General features: G+C 68.7%; 15 protein-coding genes. All 15 read right to left on the bottom strand.

Features of this window, described 5'->3' with window-relative positions:
- On the bottom strand, nucleotides 1–835 hold an 835-nt coding region (rarD, locus tag ACFX43_RS06745; protein ID WP_378818566.1), incomplete at its 3' end, for an EamA family transporter RarD.
- 55 nt (nucleotides 836–890) lie between these two features.
- Nucleotides 891–1904 (bottom strand): polyprenyl synthetase family protein, encoded by a 1014-nt coding sequence (locus tag ACFX43_RS06740; protein ID WP_378818563.1) that lies wholly within the window; start codon nucleotides 1902–1904, stop codon nucleotides 891–893.
- Entirely contained in the window at nucleotides 1901–3445 is a 1545-nt protein-coding gene (gene nuoN / locus ACFX43_RS06735; protein ID WP_378818561.1) for an NADH-quinone oxidoreductase subunit NuoN, read from the bottom strand. Before nuoN ends, ACFX43_RS06740 begins: the two co-directional genes overlap by 4 nt.
- Nucleotides 3446–3449: 4 nt before the next feature.
- The gene (locus ACFX43_RS06730; RefSeq protein ID WP_378818559.1) at nucleotides 3450–4871 is read right to left on the bottom strand and encodes a NuoM family protein; all 1422 of its coding nucleotides are present in this window, start codon (nucleotides 4869–4871) and stop codon (nucleotides 3450–3452) included.
- The gene (gene nuoL / locus ACFX43_RS06725) at nucleotides 4871–6736 is read right to left on the bottom strand and encodes an NADH-quinone oxidoreductase subunit L (RefSeq protein WP_378818556.1); all 1866 of its coding nucleotides are present in this window, start codon (nucleotides 6734–6736) and stop codon (nucleotides 4871–4873) included. Before nuoL ends, ACFX43_RS06730 begins: the two co-directional genes overlap by 1 nt.
- A complete protein-coding gene (gene nuoK, locus ACFX43_RS06720; protein ID WP_008356449.1) occupies nucleotides 6730–7035 on the bottom strand; it encodes an NADH-quinone oxidoreductase subunit NuoK in 306 nt (101 codons plus the stop codon). The genes nuoL and nuoK overlap by 7 nt, the downstream gene beginning before the upstream one ends.
- Entirely contained in the window at nucleotides 7032–7736 is a 705-nt protein-coding gene (locus ACFX43_RS06715) for an NADH-quinone oxidoreductase subunit J (RefSeq protein ID WP_378818553.1), read from the bottom strand. The genes nuoK and ACFX43_RS06715 overlap by 4 nt, the downstream gene beginning before the upstream one ends.
- Nucleotides 7733–8272: an NADH-quinone oxidoreductase subunit NuoI gene (nuoI, locus tag ACFX43_RS06710; protein WP_141802439.1), complete on the bottom strand. Its 540-nt coding sequence runs from the start codon at nucleotides 8270–8272 to the stop codon at nucleotides 7733–7735. Before nuoI ends, ACFX43_RS06715 begins: the two co-directional genes overlap by 4 nt.
- Complete coding sequence (gene nuoH / locus ACFX43_RS06705; RefSeq protein WP_378818550.1) at nucleotides 8269–9564, bottom strand: NADH-quinone oxidoreductase subunit NuoH; 1296 nt, start codon at nucleotides 9562–9564, stop codon at nucleotides 8269–8271. Before nuoH ends, nuoI begins: the two co-directional genes overlap by 4 nt.
- Nucleotides 9561–11774 (bottom strand): NADH-quinone oxidoreductase subunit G, encoded by a 2214-nt coding sequence (locus ACFX43_RS06700; protein ID WP_378818547.1) that lies wholly within the window; start codon nucleotides 11772–11774, stop codon nucleotides 9561–9563. Before ACFX43_RS06700 ends, nuoH begins: the two co-directional genes overlap by 4 nt.
- Complete coding sequence (gene nuoF / locus ACFX43_RS06695; RefSeq protein ID WP_378818545.1) at nucleotides 11753–13066, bottom strand: NADH-quinone oxidoreductase subunit NuoF; 1314 nt, start codon at nucleotides 13064–13066, stop codon at nucleotides 11753–11755. The genes ACFX43_RS06700 and nuoF overlap by 22 nt, the downstream gene beginning before the upstream one ends.
- On the bottom strand, nucleotides 13059–13805 hold the full coding sequence (gene nuoE / locus ACFX43_RS06690) for an NADH-quinone oxidoreductase subunit NuoE (protein WP_378818543.1): 747 nt from the start codon (nucleotides 13803–13805) through the stop codon (nucleotides 13059–13061). Before nuoE ends, nuoF begins: the two co-directional genes overlap by 8 nt.
- The gene (locus ACFX43_RS06685; protein WP_378818540.1) at nucleotides 13802–15115 is read right to left on the bottom strand and encodes an NADH-quinone oxidoreductase subunit D; all 1314 of its coding nucleotides are present in this window, start codon (nucleotides 15113–15115) and stop codon (nucleotides 13802–13804) included. Before ACFX43_RS06685 ends, nuoE begins: the two co-directional genes overlap by 4 nt.
- Entirely contained in the window at nucleotides 15112–15750 is a 639-nt protein-coding gene (locus ACFX43_RS06680) for an NADH-quinone oxidoreductase subunit C (protein ID WP_378818537.1), read from the bottom strand. Before ACFX43_RS06680 ends, ACFX43_RS06685 begins: the two co-directional genes overlap by 4 nt.
- Entirely contained in the window at nucleotides 15747–16301 is a 555-nt protein-coding gene (locus ACFX43_RS06675) for an NADH-quinone oxidoreductase subunit B family protein (protein WP_160025681.1), read from the bottom strand. Before ACFX43_RS06675 ends, ACFX43_RS06680 begins: the two co-directional genes overlap by 4 nt.

Below are 16301 nucleotides of genomic sequence, written 5' to 3'. Positions count from 1 at the left end.
CCAGGGCGATCCAGACGATCGCGAAGCCGGCCCAGCGGCCGGGAGGCATCGCCTCATGGGCGATGAAGACGCCGACGGCGAACTGCAGGATCGGGGCAAGGTACTGGAGCAGCCCGATCGTGACCATCGGCACCCGGATGGCGGCCGCGCCGAAGCAGGCCAGCGGGACGACGGTGATGACGCCGAGGCTGATCAGGAGGAGTACGTGGAGGACACCGTGGCCGAAGAGCGTGCCGTTGCCGGTTGCCTGGAGAGCGATGATCAGGGCCAGCGCGAACGGCGCCGTCACGGCGGTCTCGACGGCCAGCGACTCGAACGGCCCGACCCCCGCACTCTTCTTCAGTAGCCCGTAGGTGCCGAAGGAGAAGGCCAGGATCAGCGCGACCCACGGCAGCCGGCCGTAGTCGACGGTGAGCACGACGGTGGCCACGAAAGCGATCCCGAGCGCCACCCACTGCAGCTTCCTCATCCGCTCGCGGAGGATGATCACGCCCATCAACATCGTGACCAGCGGGTTGGTGAAGTAACCCAGACTCGTCTCCACGATCCGGCCGTTGTTGACGCCCCAGATGTACGTCACCCAGTTGATCGAGATCACCGCCGCAGCCGCAGTCAGCAGCACGAGCTTGCGCCGGTCGCGCAGGATCGCGGCCACCTGCTGGCGGCGCCCCACGATCAGCACCAGCGCTCCGGCCACGACCAGCGACCACACGATCCGGTGTCCGAGGATCTCCCAGGCCCCGGCGGGCTCCATGAGCGGGAAGTAGAGCGGGAACGCTCCCCACATGATGTAGGCCGCGGCGCCGAACATCACTCCACGCCGTTGCTCATTCACGTCGCAACGGTACTGCCAGGGCGTGGATACCCTTTACCGAATATCGCGCCTCGGCTCAGACGGAGCGGACGGCGACGATGTCGGCGAAGGCCTCGAGGGCCTTGCGGACGGGGCCCTCGGGGAGCGGCGCGAGGGCGGCCTTGGCCTCCTCGGCGCGGGACTGGACGTAGGCGCGGGCCTCCGCCAGCGCCGGGTGGGCGCGGAGGAGGTCGACGCACTCGGCCAGAGCCGCGTCGTCGGTGAGGTCGCTGTCGAGCAGCTCCAGAAGCCTCGCGTCGCCGGCGTCGGTGGACCGGCGGGCCAGCAGCACCGGGAGCGTCGGGACGCCCTCACGGAGGTCGGTCCCCGGCGTCTTGCCGGACTCGTCGGAGGCGATGTCGAGGATGTCGTCGGAGAGCTGGAAGGCGACGCCGACGATGTCGCCGTAGGCGAGCAGGGCCTCCTGGATCTGCTTGTCGGCGCCGGCGAAGAGCGCGCCGTAGAGGGCCGAGGTGGCGATCAGGACGCCGGTCTTCCCGGCCAGCACCTCGAGGTGGTGGTCGACCGGGTCGACACCCTCGGGCGGCGCAACGCCTTCGAGGATCTGACCCTCGACGAGCTTGGCGAAGGTGGCCGCCTGGATGCGTACGGCCTCCGGGCCCAGCTGGGCGGTCAGCTCCGAGGAGCGGGCGAAGAGGAAGTCGCCGGTCAGGATGGCTACGTGGTTGTCGAAGCGGGCGTTGGCGGTGTCCTCACCGCGGCGCACGAGCGCCTCGTCCATGACGTCGTCGTGGTAGAGCGAGGCCTGGTGGGTGAGCTCGACGACGCAGGCGGCGGTGATGACCTCGTCGGCGAGCTTGTCCGGGCCGTACTCGGCGGCCAGCAGCACCAGCAACGGCCGGAACCGCTTGCCGCCGGCCTCCAGCAGATGGGAGGCCGCTTCCGTGACGAACGGGGAGCTGCTGCGGGCGTAGCCCGCCAGCTTCTCCTCCACGATCGCCAGCCGAGCGCGCAGCCGCTGCTCGAGCTCGGGATCGGTGATCGGGAGGGCGAGTTCAGGGGCTCGGTCGGTGGGTGCGCTGGTGCTCACCCGATGAATCCTCCCGCATCCACCAACAGGCTGAGCACAGGGCCCGGAATTACACCCAACAAGACGGTGGCGACAGCGCTCAGTGCGATCACGACGGTGGTGGCGTACGACGGGGTCACCACCGTGGCCACGTCCTCGCGCGGGTCGGTGAAGAACATCAGCATCATCACTCGTACGTAGAAGAAGATCGCGATGATGCTCGAGCCGATCGCGACCGCGACGACGGGCCACTGACCGGCGCCCAGTGCGGCGGCGAAGACGCCCCACTTGCCGATGAACCCGGCCGTCAGCGGCAGCCCGGCCATGGAGAGCAGGAAGACGGCGAAGGTCGCCGCGACCCACGGGTTGGACCGACCCAGGCCGGCCCAGCGCTCGAGCGAGCCGACCTCGCCGTTGGGCCCGCGGACCAGGGACACGATCGCGAAGGCGCCGAGGGTCGCGAACCCGTAGGCGGTCAGGTAGAAGAGCACGGCCTGGGTCGAGCCGAAGGCGTCGGTCTGCACGCCTAGGAGCCCGGTCAGCAGGAAGCCGGTGTGGGCGACGGCGGAGTAGCCGAGCATCCGCTTCACATCGGTCTGGACCACCGCGAAGGAGGCGCCCAGCAGCATCGTCAGCACCGCGATGACGCCGATCGCCGGGCGCCAGATGTCGCCCTCGGCGCCGAAGGCGACATAGAAGAGCCGGAGCATCGCGGCGAAGGCGGCGATCTTGGTGGCCGCGCTCATCCACGCGGTGACCGGCGTCGGGGCGCCCTGGTAGACGTCGGGGATCCAGGAGTGGAAGGGCACCGCGCCGGTCTTGAAGAGCAGCCCGACGGCCATCAGGCCGATGCCGAGGAGCAGGAGCGTGCTGGAGCCGTCCTCGGCCGCCACCTCGGCGATCTCGGCCAGCGACATCGACCCGGCGAAGCCGTAGACCAGCGCGAGACCGTAGAGGAAGATGCCGGAGGAGAACGCGCCGAGCAGGAAGTACTTCAGCGCTGCTTCCTGGGAGAGCAGCCGGCGACGGCGTGCCAGCCCGGTCAGCAGGTAGAGCGGCAGGGACAGCACCTCGAGCGCCACGAAGAGCATCAGCAGGTCGCCGGAGATGCAGAAGAGCATCATCCCGCCGACCGCGAACATCATCAGCGGGTAGACCTCGGTGTGCTCCAGCCCTCGCTGGGAGGCGGTGCGCTCGGCCGGTGTGCCCGGCAGGGCCGCGGCCTGACCGGCGAAGGCGCTCACCCCGTTGTCGAGACGTCGCTCGGCGAAGAGCGCGACGCCGCCGAGCGAGACCAGCAGCACCAGGCCCTGGGAGAAGACCCCCGGGCCGTCGACGATCAGGGCACCCTCACCGGTCGAGGCGCCGAGGCTGGACCCGGCGCCGACGGCGACGGTCCCGGCGAGCGCGGCGACCAGGCCCGCCAACGCCAGCGACACCTGGGTGTTGAACCGCGCGGCGCGCGGCGCGAAGGCCTCCACCACGACACCGGCGCACGCCACGGCCAGCACCAGCAGGACGGGCCAGAGGGTGGCGTACGAAATTCCGGGGGACTCGAACATCGCGTCACTCACCTGCCTGGATGACATCAACAAGAGGAGCCACGACCGGTTGGGCCGCCGAGATCAGCGGTCCGGGGACGAAGCCGAAGAAGAGAAGGGCGACCAGCAGCGGAACGAGTACGCCGACCTCTCGCCGGTTGAGATCGGGGACCGGCTTGGAGAGCTGAGCGGGTCCGGTGAAGATCCGCTGGTAGGCCCACAGCACGTAGATGGCGGCGAGCACGATCGCGGTGACCGCGATGACACCGACCAGCCAGTGGTAGTCGAAGGCGCTGATCAGGACCAGGATCTCGGAGACGAACTGGCTCAGGCCAGGCAGGCCGGCGGTCGCCAGACCGGCGATCAGGAACGTGCCGGCGAGCACCGGCGTCGCCTTCTCCATCCCCCGCATCGACGAGATCGAGGCGGTGCCCTTGCGGGCGATCAGGAACCCGGCGATCAGGAACATCCCCGCGGTCGCGACACCGTGGTTGACCATATAAAGGATCGCCCCGACCAGGCCCTCACGGGTGGCCGCGAAGATGCCGAGGGTGATCAGCCCGAAGTGCGACAGGGAGGTCAGACCGATCAGGCGGAGCAGGTCGTCCTGCCCGATCGCCAGCACGGCGCCGTAGACGATCGAGATCAGCGCGAGCACCACGACGACGGGCGTCGCCCAGGCGGACGCCTCCGGCACCAGGCCCAGGCAGAGCCGGATCATGCCGAAGGTGCCGATCTTGTCGAGGACGCACACCAGGAGCACCGAGGTCGGCGTGGTGGCCGACTCGGTCGTGTCGGCCAGCCAGGTGTGCACCGGGAACAGCGGCGCCTTGACCGCGAACGCGATGAACATCGCCACGAAGATCCAGCGCTCGGCGGTGGTGCCGATGTCGAGCTGGGCGAGGTCGCTGATCAGGTACGACGGCGACCCGGCCTCCGAGGAGACCACGAAGAAGCCGATCAGCGCACCGAGCAGCACCAGTCCGCCACCGAGCTGGAACATCAGGAACTTGAGCGCGGCTCGGGCCCGGTTGGGGCCGCCGTGCTGGCCGATCATGAAGTACGCCGGGATCAGCGTCGCCTCGAAGGCGATGTAGAAGAGGAAGAGATCGCCGGCGGTGAAGGTGAGGAGCGCGAAGGCCTCCAGGGCCAGCGCCCAGGCGTACCACCGCTTGTCGTGGTCCTTGACCGCCGCGACCATCACGAGCGGGACCAGCACGACGGTCAGCATCACCATCAGCTTGCCGAAGCCGTCCATCTCGAGCGCCCAGTGGACGCCGAGCGGCTCGATCCAAACGAGATCGGTGTCAGGGGCCGTGAACATCGTGACGATGCCGGCGATCAGGGTGGCGATCGCGAAGCCGAAGGCCCACGCCTTGGGCCGAGCAGGCATCACCGCGGTGATCAGCGCGCCCGCGAACGGGATGAGGACGAGGATTGTCAGCATCAGTTGACCACCAGGATCGCGAGGGTCACCAGCACAGTGCCGCCGAGGACGGAGAGGGCGTAGGAACGTACGTAGCCGGTCTGTGCCTTGCGGAGCTCACCGGCGATCGCCGCGAGGGCGATCGGGCCACCGCTCATCAGGCCGTCGACGGCGTACTTGTCGGTCGCGAGGGCGCCGCGGGTGATCGCCATCCCGGGCGGCACCACGACGTCCTCGACGTGCGGGACGTGCAGGTAGGGAGTCGGCTCGGTCGTGATCGGGCGGCGCCCGAAGACGAACCCGGCAGCCGCGACGCCGATCGCGACGACCAGCACCGCGAGCACTGAGGTCGCCCAGACCGGGAGCGGGCCGTGGTGCTCGGCGTGGCCGATCGCGACCACCGGCTCGAGCCAGTGCTCGATCCAGCCGCCGAGCGCGAAGACACCACCGAGGACGGACAGCGCGGCGAGGACGACGAGCGGACCGGTCATGATCCGCGGCGACTCGTGCGGATGTACGCCCTCGGGCCACCGCTTGCGGCCGAAGAAGGCGAGCATCATCAGGCGCGTCATGTAGAACGCGGTCACGCCGGCGGCCAGGAGGGCGATGATGCCGACCAGCCAGCTCTCGGCGAAGGCGACCTCGAGGATCTTGTCCTTGGACCAGAAGCCGGCGAACCCGGGGAAGCCGATGATGGCCAGGTAGCCCATCGAGAACGTCAGGAACGTGACCGGGAGCGCCCGGCTCAGCGCGCCGTAGTGCTTGAGGTTCACGTCGTCGTTCATGCCGTGCATCAGAGACCCGGCGCCGAGGAACATGTTGGCCTTGAAGAAGCCGTGGGTGAGCAGGTGGAAGATCGCGAACGCGTAGCCCGGCCCGCCCAGCCCGGCGGCCAGCATCATGTAGCCGATCTGGCTCATCGTCGAACCGGCCAGGACCTTCTTGATGTCGTCCTTCACGCAGCTGATCGCGGCGCCCCAGATGATCGTCACCAGGGCGACGACCACGACGGCGGTCGAGGCGGCCTCGGCGGCGTCGAAGATCGCGCTCGACCTGACGATCAGGTAGACGCCGGCGGTCACCATCGTGGCCGCGTGGATCAGCGCCGAGACCGGGGTGGGGCCCTCCATCGCGTCGAGCAGCCAGCCCTGCAGCGGCACCTGGGCGGACTTACCGCAGGCGCCGATGAGCAGCAGGATGCCGAGCCAGTTGAGGGTGGTCGTGGTGGTGTCGCTGATGTCGATCGCCGAGAACGACGTCGACCCGAAGGTGACGAAGCAGAGCGCGATCGCCAACGAGAGGCCCATGTCGCCGACCCGGTTCATCACGAACGCCTTCTTGGCGGCCGCCGCTGCCGAGGGCTTGTGCTGCCAGAAGCCGATCAGCAGGTAGGACGCCAGACCGACGCCCTCCCAGCCGAGGAAGAGGCCGACGTAGTTCTCCGCCAGCACCAGCATCAGCATCGCCGCGAGGAAGAGGTTGAGGTAGCCGAAGAACCGGGTGCGCCGCTCGTCGTGGGCCATGTAGCCGACCGAGTAGACGTGGATCAGCGTGCCGACGCCGGTGATGAGCAGCAGGAACAGGCTGGAGAGCTGGTCGTAGAGCAGGTCGAAGCCCACCGACAGGTCGCCGGTGTCGAACCAGGTGTAGAGATGCTGGACGACCTGCCTGCTCTCCTCGTCGCGACCGAGGGCGGCGATGAAGAGGACGAGCGACAGCACGAAGGATGCACCCGCGAGCCCGACCGCGAGCCAGTGCCCGACCCGATCGAAGAGGGCCGGAGCAAACGGCCGGCCGATCAGGATCAGAGCAGCGCCGGCCAGGGGCAGCGCGATGACCAGCCAGATCAGCGAGAAGACGCCGCTGGCCTCGACAGGATTCACCACTTGAGCATCCTTGGCTCGTCGACCGAAGCCGTGTTTCTGGTGCGGAAGATGGTCATGATGATCGCCAGCCCGACGACCACCTCGGCGGCCGCGACGACCATCACGAAGAACGCGGTCACCTGCCCGTCGAGGTTGCCGTGCATCCGGCTGAACGCCACCAGGGCCAGGTTGGCCGCGTTGAGCATCAGCTCGACGCACATGAAGACGACGATGGCGTTTCGCCTGGTCAGCACGCCGATCGTGCCGATCGTGAAGAGGATGGCGGACAGGATGACGTACGCCGTGGTGTTGTCTGTCATTCGTCCTCTCCTTCGTCCGTGCGACCGCCGGCGAGGATGGCCGGGACCGACTTCGTGCTCTGCGACCCGTCCGGCAGCAGCGCCGGGGTGTCGTTGCTGTTGTGCCGTGCGAAGGTGCCCGGTGGGGGCAGCGGGCCGAGGTGCTTGCCGCTCTTCGCGTAGTCGGCGACCCGCTTCTGGGCCAGGTCTGTCTGGGTCTGCTTCGGGTCGATCCGCTCGCGGTGGGCCAGCACCATCGCGCCGATCGCGGCGGTGATCAGCAGCGCGCTGGTCGCCTCGAAGGCGATCACGTAGCGGGAGAAGAGGAGGTCGGCGAGGCGTTGAACATTGCCGCCCTCGTTGGCGCTGGCCAGCCCGCGCATCGTGGCGATGCTCGCCTGGCCGACGCCGGCGATCAGCGTCGCGCCCAGCCCGACCCCGAAGACGACTGCGAGCACCTTCTGTCCCGCGATCGTCTCCTTGAGCCTGTCGGAGGTGTCGACGCCGACCAGCATGATCACGAACAGGAACAACATCAGGATCGCGCCGGTGTAGACCACGATCTGCACCGCGAACAGGAACGGCGCCTCCAGCATCGCGTAGACCATCGCCAGCCCGATCATCACCACCGCCAGCGACAGCGCGGCGTGCACCGGCTTGCGCGCGAACAGGAGCCCCAGCGCCGCGATCACCATGATCGAGGCGAGGATCACGAAGCTCATCGGATGGGCTCCTTGGGCTCCGGCGCGTAGTAGGAGGTGTCGTCGTTGCCGAGGAACATCGGGTGCGGAGGCGCCTCCATCCCGTCCTCGAGCGGCGCGAGCAGGTCCTGCTTCTCGTAGATCAGGCTCTCGCGCGAGGTGTCGGCGAGCTCGTACTCGTTGGTCATCGTCAGCGCCCGCGTCGGGCAGGCCTCGATGCACAGCCCGCACAGGATGCAGCGCAGGTAGTTGATCTGGTAGACGCGGCCGTAGCGCTCACCGGGCGAGTAGCGCTCCTCCTCGGTGTTCTCCGCACCCTCGACGTAGATCGCGTCGGCGGGGCAGGCCCAGGCGCACAGCTCGCACCCGATGCACTTCTCCAGGCCGTCGGCGTGCCGGTTGAGCTGGTGCCGGCCGTGGAATCGCTCCTCGGTCGGCTCCTTCTGCTGCGGATACTGCTCGGTGACCGGCTTCTTGAACTGCGTCCCGAACGTCACCGCGAACCCGCTGACCGGGTCCCAGAAACGCTCCTTGAACGAGCGGTCGTCGTTGCTCACTTGGCCTCCTCAGGAGAGGGAAGAATGCGTACGCCGTTGGTGGTTGTCGGCACCGCCGGCGGTCCGAACACCAGCGGCTGGGCGGCCCCTCGCACGGCCCCACCCAGCGGCAGGGCGGGTGTGGGGAAGCCGCCGGTCGGCGTGGTGACCTGGGCCTCCTTCTCCGGAAGCCGGTTGAGGAAGCCGAGCACTACGACCACCGTGACGGCCAGACCGAAGCCGAAGAGGATCCAGTTGGGGCTGAAGCCGCCCTGGATCGCGGCCATCTTGATGACCGCGACGACGACGATCCAGGCGAGGCTCGCCGGCAGCAGGACCTTCCAGCCCAGCGACATGAACTGGTCGTAGCGCAGTCGTGGCAGGGTGCCGCGCAGCCAGATGAAGACCCAGATGAAGAAGAACATCTTCAGGAAGAACCACAGCACCGGCCAGTAGCCCTCGTTGGCGCCGGCCCAGACGGTGCCGAGGCCGAGCGGGGCTCGCCAGCCGCCCAGGAACAGGGTCGTGGCGAGCGCGCTGACGGTGGCCATGTTGATGTATTCGGCCAGGAAGAAGAGCGCGAACTTCAGGCTGGAGTATTCGGTGTGGAAACCACCGACCAGCTCACCCTCGGCCTCGGGGAGGTCGAACGGCGCGCGGTTGGTCTCGCCGACCATCGAGATGCAGTAGATCAGGAAGGACGGCAGCAGCAGGGCGCCGAACCACCAGTCCTCCTGGGCCGAGACGATCTGGCTGGTGGACAGGCTGCCGGCCATCAGGAAGACGGTGACGAGCGCCAGGCCCATCGAGACCTCGTAGGAGATCATCTGGGCGCTGCTTCGGAGTCCGCCGAGCAGGGAGTACGTCGAGCCCGATGCCCAACCGCCCAGCACGATCCCGTAGATCCCGATGCTGGCGATCGCCATCACGAACAGCACCGCGACCGGCATGTCGGTCAGCTGCAGCGGCGTCTGGACACCGAAGAAGTTGACCTCCGGACCGAACGGGATCACCGAGAACGTCACGAACGCCGGCACGGTGGCCAGGATCGGGGCGGTGATGAAGACGATCTTGTCCGCCTTCTCCGGCGTCAGGTCCTCCTTCAGCGCCAGCTTCACGCCGTCGGCGAGGGATTGGAGCAGACCGAACGGTCCGTGCCGGTTGGGCCCGATGCGGTGCTGCATCCGGGCCACGACCTTGCGCTCCCACCAGATGTTGAACAGCGTCAGCACGACGCAGACCACGAAGACCAGCAGGACCTTGATCGCGATGATCCACCATGGGTCCTGGCCGAACTGCTCCAGCCCGTTCACTGTCGCGCCCCCTCTATCGTCACCGTCGAGCCCGGCGATGCAAGGTCCGCCCAGACGCCTCGTCCGAAGCTGTTCGTCGGCACCCACACGGTGTTGTCGGCCAGCTCGGCCGCGATCGCCGGGAGCGTCCAGCTCCCCCGGTCGCCGGTGATCGTGACGACGTCGCCGACCTTCTCGTGGAGCTCGGCAGGGATGCGTACGAACGCCGGTCGCGCGGTCGCGGCCAGCGCCTTGTCGCCGCGCTGCAGCGTCCCGTTGTCGAGCATCAGGTGCCACGTCGCCAGACGAAGCCCCGCCGAATCGGTAGCTGTGGCGGCCGAGTCGGTGGTTGTGGGCGACGATTCGACACTGTCGCCCGCCACTTCTGCGGACTCGGTGCCCACAAGTGCGAACTCGGCGGTGATGTGGCCGAGGACCTCGGCGTCGGAGTAGGCGGCGGGCTTGTCGAAGACCTTCGGGAACGGGCGGCGGCGACCTTCCCAGGTGACGAAGGTGCCGGCCTTCTCGGAGGCGGTGGCGACAGGGAGTACGACATCGGCGCGCTCGGTCACGGCGGTGACCCGCTGCTCGAGGCTGACCACGAAGCCGGCCTGGTCGAGGGCGGCCAGGAAGGCGGCCGGGTCGGCGGTGTCGTCGGGGTCGACGCCTGCGACCACGAGGCCGTCGAGGCCGGCGCGGACCATGGCTTCGGCGTCGAGTCCGCCCTGACCGGGCAGCAGGTCTGCCTCGACCGCACCGCGGTCGCCGGCACGACGCGGCACCCAGGCGAGCCTGGCGCCGGTGCGGTCGGCGAGCTCGGCAGCGGCGGAGTAGGCGCCGAGGCTGGTCGCCAGCCGCTCCCCGACCAGGATCACCGAAGCCTCGGTGACCCCGCTGACCTGGGACAACGCGTCCTTCTCGGCGCCGGGAGCGGTCAGGACGACCTCGGCTCCGAGCTTGCGCGAGCCCTCCGAGGCGTACGGACTCAGGGTGGTGATCCGCAGACCGCTCTTGTTGGCCTTGCGCAGCCGGAGGAAGAGCGTCCCGGCCTCGTCCTCGGGCTCGAGGCCGGCCAGAACGACATGGTCGGCGGCGTCGAGGTCGGCGTAGGTGACGCTGGTCCCCGCGACGCGTGAGCGCAGGAATCCGGTCTCCTCCTCCGAGAGCGGGCGCGCGCGGAAGTCGATGTGGGGAGTGCGCAGCGTGTCGCGGGCGAAGGCGGCGTACGCCTTCGCGTCCTCCAGCGTCAGACGGCCACCGGGCAGCACACCCACCGAGCCGGCACCGGCCAGACCCTGGGCGGCGACGGCGACGGCCTCCAGCCAGGACGCCGGCCGGAGCTCGCCGTCCTCACGGACCATCGGCGAGGTGAGCCGGTCGCGGACGGCGTAGCGGAAGCCGAAGCGGTCCTTGTCGGTGATCCACTCCTCGTTGACCTCCGGGTCGTTGCCGGCGAGGCGGCGCATCACCTTGCCGCGGCGGTGGTCGATGCGGATCGCGGCGCCGCAGGCATCGTGCTCGGCGACGCTCGGGGTGGAGACCAGGTCGAACGGCCGGGCCCGGAAACGGTAGTCGTCCGAGGTCAGCGCGCCCACCGGGCAGATCTGGATGACGTTGCCGGAGAAGTAGGACGAGAACGGCTTGTCCTCGGCGATGCCGATCTGCTGCTGTGCGCCGCGCTGGATCAGCGCGATCCCCGGGTCGCCCGGGATCTCGGCGGCGAAGCGGGTGCAGCGCTGGCAGACGATGCACCGCTCACGATCGAGCAGCACGTTGGGCGAGAGGTTGATCGGCTTCGGGAAGGTCCGCTTGGTCCCCTCGAAGCGGGTCTCCCCCTGGCCGTGGGACATCGCCTGGTTCTGCAGCGGGCACTCGCCGCCCTTGTCGCACACCGGACAGTCCAACGGGTGGTTGACCAAGAGAAACTCCATGATCCCGTGCTGGGCCTTCACGGCCGTGGAGTTCTGCGTCTCCACCACCATGCCCTCGGCAACCGGGATCGTGCAGGAGGCCTGCGGCTTCGGGAAGCCGCGGCCGTTGCCGGCGTCGGGGATGTCGACCAGACACTGCCGGCAGGCGCCGACGGGCGCGAGCAGCGGGTGGTCGCAGAAGCGCGGGATCTCGATCCCGGCCTCCTCGGCCGCCCGGATCACCAGCGTGCCCTCGGGCACCGTCACATCGGCGCCGTCGATCTTGAGCGTCACATCGGTCACTGCACTGCCTCCGCCCATGCGGTCGACTTCTTGGCGTCGAAGGGACAGCCACCCTGCTCCAGATGGGCCAGGTATTCGTCCCGGAAATACTTGATCGAGCTAGTGATCGGGCTCGTCGCGCCATCACCGAGCGCACAGAACGAGCGGCCGAGGATGTTGTCGCACTGGTCGAGCAGCAGGTCGAGGTCCTCGGGCTTCCCGTCGCCCTTCTCCAGCCGCTCCAGCACCTGCACCAGCCACCAGGTGCCCTCGCGGCACGGCGTGCACTTGCCACAGGACTCGTGCTTGTAGAACTCCGTCCACCGCAGCACCGCGCGCACCACGCAGACGGTGTCGTCGAAGATCTGCAGTGCGCGGGTGCCGAGCATCGAGCCGGCCGCCTGCACGCCTTCGAAGTCCAGCGTCACGTCCAGGTGCTCCTGGGTGAACAACGGGGTCGAAGAGCCACCGGGGGTCCAGAACTTCAGCTCGTGCCCATCACGTACGCCGCCGGCCAACTCGATCAGCTTGCGCAGCGTGATGCCGAGCGGTGCCTCGTACTGTCCCGGCTTCTTGACGTGACCGGAGAGCGAGAAGATGCCGACGCCGGCCGACTTCTCGGTGCCCATGCCGGCGAACCAGTCGGCGCCGTTCTTGACGATGGCCGGGACCGAGGCGATCGACTCGGCGTTGTTGATCACTGTCGGGCTCGCGTAGAGACCGGCGACGGCCGGGAACGGCGGCCTCAGCCTCGGCTGACCGCGGCGCCCCTCGAGCGAGTCGAGCAGCGCGGTCTCCTCACCGCAGATGTAGGCCCCGGCACCGGCGTGCACGACCAGTTCGAGGTCGTAACCGGAGCCATGGATGTCCTTGCCGAGGTGGCCGGCGGCGTATGCCTCCCGGACCGCCGCCTGCAGCCGCCGGATCACGTGCAGCACCTCGCCGCGTACGTAGATGAAGGCACGCTCCGCGCGGATGGCGTAGGAGGAGATGATCACGCCCTCGACCAGGGTGTGGGGCGAGGCCATCATCAGCGGGATGTCCTTGCAGGTGCCCGGCTCGGACTCGTCGGCGTTGACCACCAGGTAGCGCGGCTTGGGCTTCTCGGGGTCAGGCGCGGGCAGGAAGCCCCACTTCACCCCGGTCGGGAACCCGGCGCCACCGCGACCGCGGAGACCGGAGTCCTTGACCATCGTCTGTACGTCCTCGGGGGCCATCCCGAGCGCGACATCGAGCGCGTCGTAGCCGCCCTGCTCGGCGTAGGCGGGCAGCGTCCAGGCCCGCTCGTCGCCCCAGTTGGCGGTCAGCACCGGGGTCAGAGTGTCAGTCATCGGACGCCTCCTCGGCGATCGTCTCCGACTCGGCGCGACGGGTGTCGGCCACCTCGACGGCCTCGGGCATCTCCTCGGGTACGTCGGCGGAACCGCGGGCATCCCCGGGTGCTGCCCAGCCGCGGTCGCGCGCGAGCTCCAGCCCGACACGCGACGCCGGCCCGGCCGCGGGCCCCTCGTCGACGAGCCCGTCCTCGAAGCCGGCGAGGACCCGCTCGGCCTCGCGCCAGCTCGTGATCCGCGCCCCGCGGGAGGCCACGACCTCGCGGCCCTCACGCAGGTCGTCGACCAGCTGCGAGGCCGACTCCGGCGTCTGGTTGTCGAAGAACTCCCAGTTGACCATCACCACCGGCGCGTAGTCGCAGGCCGCATTGCACTCGATGTGCTCGAGCGTGATCGCGCCGTCGGCGGTGGTCTCGTCGTTGCCCACCTCGAGCTTCTCGCGCAGGCAGGCGAAGATCTCGTCGCCGCCCATGACCGCGCACAGGGTGTTGGTGCAGACGCCGACGTGGTGGGTGCCGACGGGATGACGCTTGTACATCGTGTAGAACGTCGCCACCCCGCTCACCTCGGCCGGGGTGAGGCCCAGGACCTCGGCGCAGGCCTGGATCCCCTCGGGCGTGACCCGACCCTCGACCGACTGCACCAGATGGAGCATCGGCAGCAGCCCGGAGCGGGCCTGGGGGTAGCGGGCGGCGATCTCGCGCAGCTCGTCGTAGGTCTCAGCAGCAAGCGTCATCGGTCGACGCCTCCCATCACCGGGTCGATGGACGCGATCGCCACGATCACGTCGGCAACCATGCCGCCCTCGGACATCACGCTCGTGGCTTGAAGGTTGGTGAACGACGGGTCCCGGAAGTGGACCCGGTAGGGCTTGGTGCCGCCGTCGCTGACCACGTGGGCGCCGAGCTCTCCGCGCGGCGACTCGATCGCGGCGTACGCCTGGCCTGCCGGCACCCGGAAGCCCTCGGTGACCAGCTTGAAGTGATGGATCAGCGCCTCCATCGACTCGCCCATGATGTGGCGGATGTGGTCGAGGGAGTTGCCCTGGCCGTCGGGACCGACGGAGAGCTGCGAGGGCCAGGCGATCTTCTTGTCGGCCACCATGACGGGGGCGCCGTCGAGATCCTTCAGCCGCTTGAGAGCCTGCTCCATGATCCGCAGCGACTCCCACATCTCGGCCAGCCGGATCCGGAACCGCCCGTAGGAGTCGCAGGTGTCCCAGGTGATGACCTCGAAGTCGTAGTCCTGGTAGCCGCAGTAGGGCTGGGTCTTGCGCAGGTCCCACGGGTAGCCGGTCGAGCGCAGGATCGGGCCGGTCAGGCCGAGCGCGAGGCAGCCCTCCAGGTCGAGGTAGCCGACCTGCTCCAGGCGGCCCTTGAAGATCGGGTTGGCGTTGCACAGCGCCGCGTACTCGGCCAGGCGCTTCTTCATCAGCTCGATGAACTCGGTCACCCGCGCGACGGTGCCTTCCGGCACGTCTTGGGCGATGCCGCCCGGCCGGATGTAGGCGTGGTTCATCCGCAGCCCGGTGATGAACTCGAACAGGTCCAGGCACAGCTCACGCTCGCGGAACCCGATCGTCATCACGGTCAGGGCGCCGAGCTCCATGCCACCGGTCGCGATCGCCACCAGGTGGGAGGAGATCCGGTTGAGCTCCATCAGCAGGACCCGGATGACGTCGGCCTTCTCCGGCACCTCGGCGCCGATGCCGAGCAGCTTCTCCACCCCGAGGACGTACGCCGTCTCGTTGAAGATCGGGGACAGGTAGTCCATCCGGGTGACGAACGTGGTGCCCTGCGTCCAGGAGCGGAACTCCATGTTCTTCTCGATGCCCGTGTGGAGGTAGCCGATCCCGGCACGCGCCTCGGTGACCGTCTCACCCTCGAGCTCGAGGATCAGCCGGAGCACCCCGTGGGTCGAGGGGTGCTGCGGACCCATGTTGACGACGATCCGCTCGTCCTTGACGTCCTTGAGGGCGTCTGTCAGCTCGTCCCAGTCCTGGCCGGTGACGGTGAACGTACGTCCCTCGTCTTCCGTGGTCGTCATGAGTAGCTCCTGCGGGTGTCCGGCGGCGGGATCGTCGCGCCCTTGTATTCCACGGGGATCCCACCGAGCGGGTAGTCCTTGCGCTGCGGGTGGCCCGGCCAGTCGTCGGGCATCAGGATCCGGGTCAGTCCGGGGTGGCCGTCGAAGACGATCCCGAACATGTCGTAGGTCTCGCGCTCGTGCCAGTCGAGCGTCGGGTAGATGGCCACCGCGCTCGGCACGTGCGGATCCCCGTCGGGGGCGCTCGTCTCGACCCGGACCCGGCGGTTGTACGTCATCGAGAGCAGGTGGTAGACCGCGTGCAGCTCTTTGCCCTGGTCAGCGAGGTAGTGCACGCCGGAGACCCCGGAGCAGAGCTCGAAGCGCAGCTCGTCGCGGAGCACCTGCAGGGCCTCGAGCAGCCGCTCGCGGCGTACATGGAAGGTCAGCTCGCCGCGGTGGATGACCGCCTCCGCCTCGGTGAAGGCGAGGGCGTCGGCGATCTCCTTGAACCAGCCGCCGTACGGCTGCACCCCGACGTCGCTCGTGCGGCTCGGCATCGCGTGCTGGCGAGTGAGACCGCCGTAGCCGCTGGTGTCGCCGGTGTCCGCCACTCCGAACATGCCACTGTTCTGGCCGCTGTTCTGGTCGCTCACCGCAGAAGTCCCGTCTGGTCGATCAGCGGCAGCTGGCGCAGCGCCGCGGTCTCGTTGGCGACCTCCTCGCGCTCGGCATTGACGCCCAGCGAGCCACCCTGGATCTTGTCGTGGAGCTTGAGGATCGCGTCGATCAGCATCTCGGGACGCGGCGGGCAGCCGGGGAGATACATGTCGACAGGCACGATGTGGTCGACGCCCTGGACGATCGCGTAGTTGTTGAACATCCCGCCGCTGCTGGCGCACACGCCCATCGCGAGCACCCACTTCGGCTCGGGCATCTGGTCGTAGATCTGGCGCAGCACCGGCGCCATCTTCTGGCTCACCCGGCCCGCCACGATCATCAGGTCGGCCTGCCGCGGACTCGCGCGGAAGACCTCCATGCCGTAGCGGGCGAGGTCGTACTTCGGCCCGCCGCTCGTCATCATCTCGATGGCACAGCAGGCCAGTCCGAACGTCGCCGGCCACAGGCTCGCCTTGCGGAAGTAGCCCGCCAAGCCCTCGACGGTCGTGAGCAGAACCCCGCTCGGCAGCTTTTCTTCGAGACCCAT

Source organism: Nocardioides sp. YIM B13467 (assembly GCF_042788075.1).
In the GTDB taxonomy this organism is placed as follows: Bacteria; Actinomycetota; Actinomycetes; order Propionibacteriales; family Nocardioidaceae; genus Nocardioides.
The sequence above is the reverse complement of the archived record's forward strand: the minus strand, read 5'-3'. Positions and strand labels throughout refer to the sequence as shown.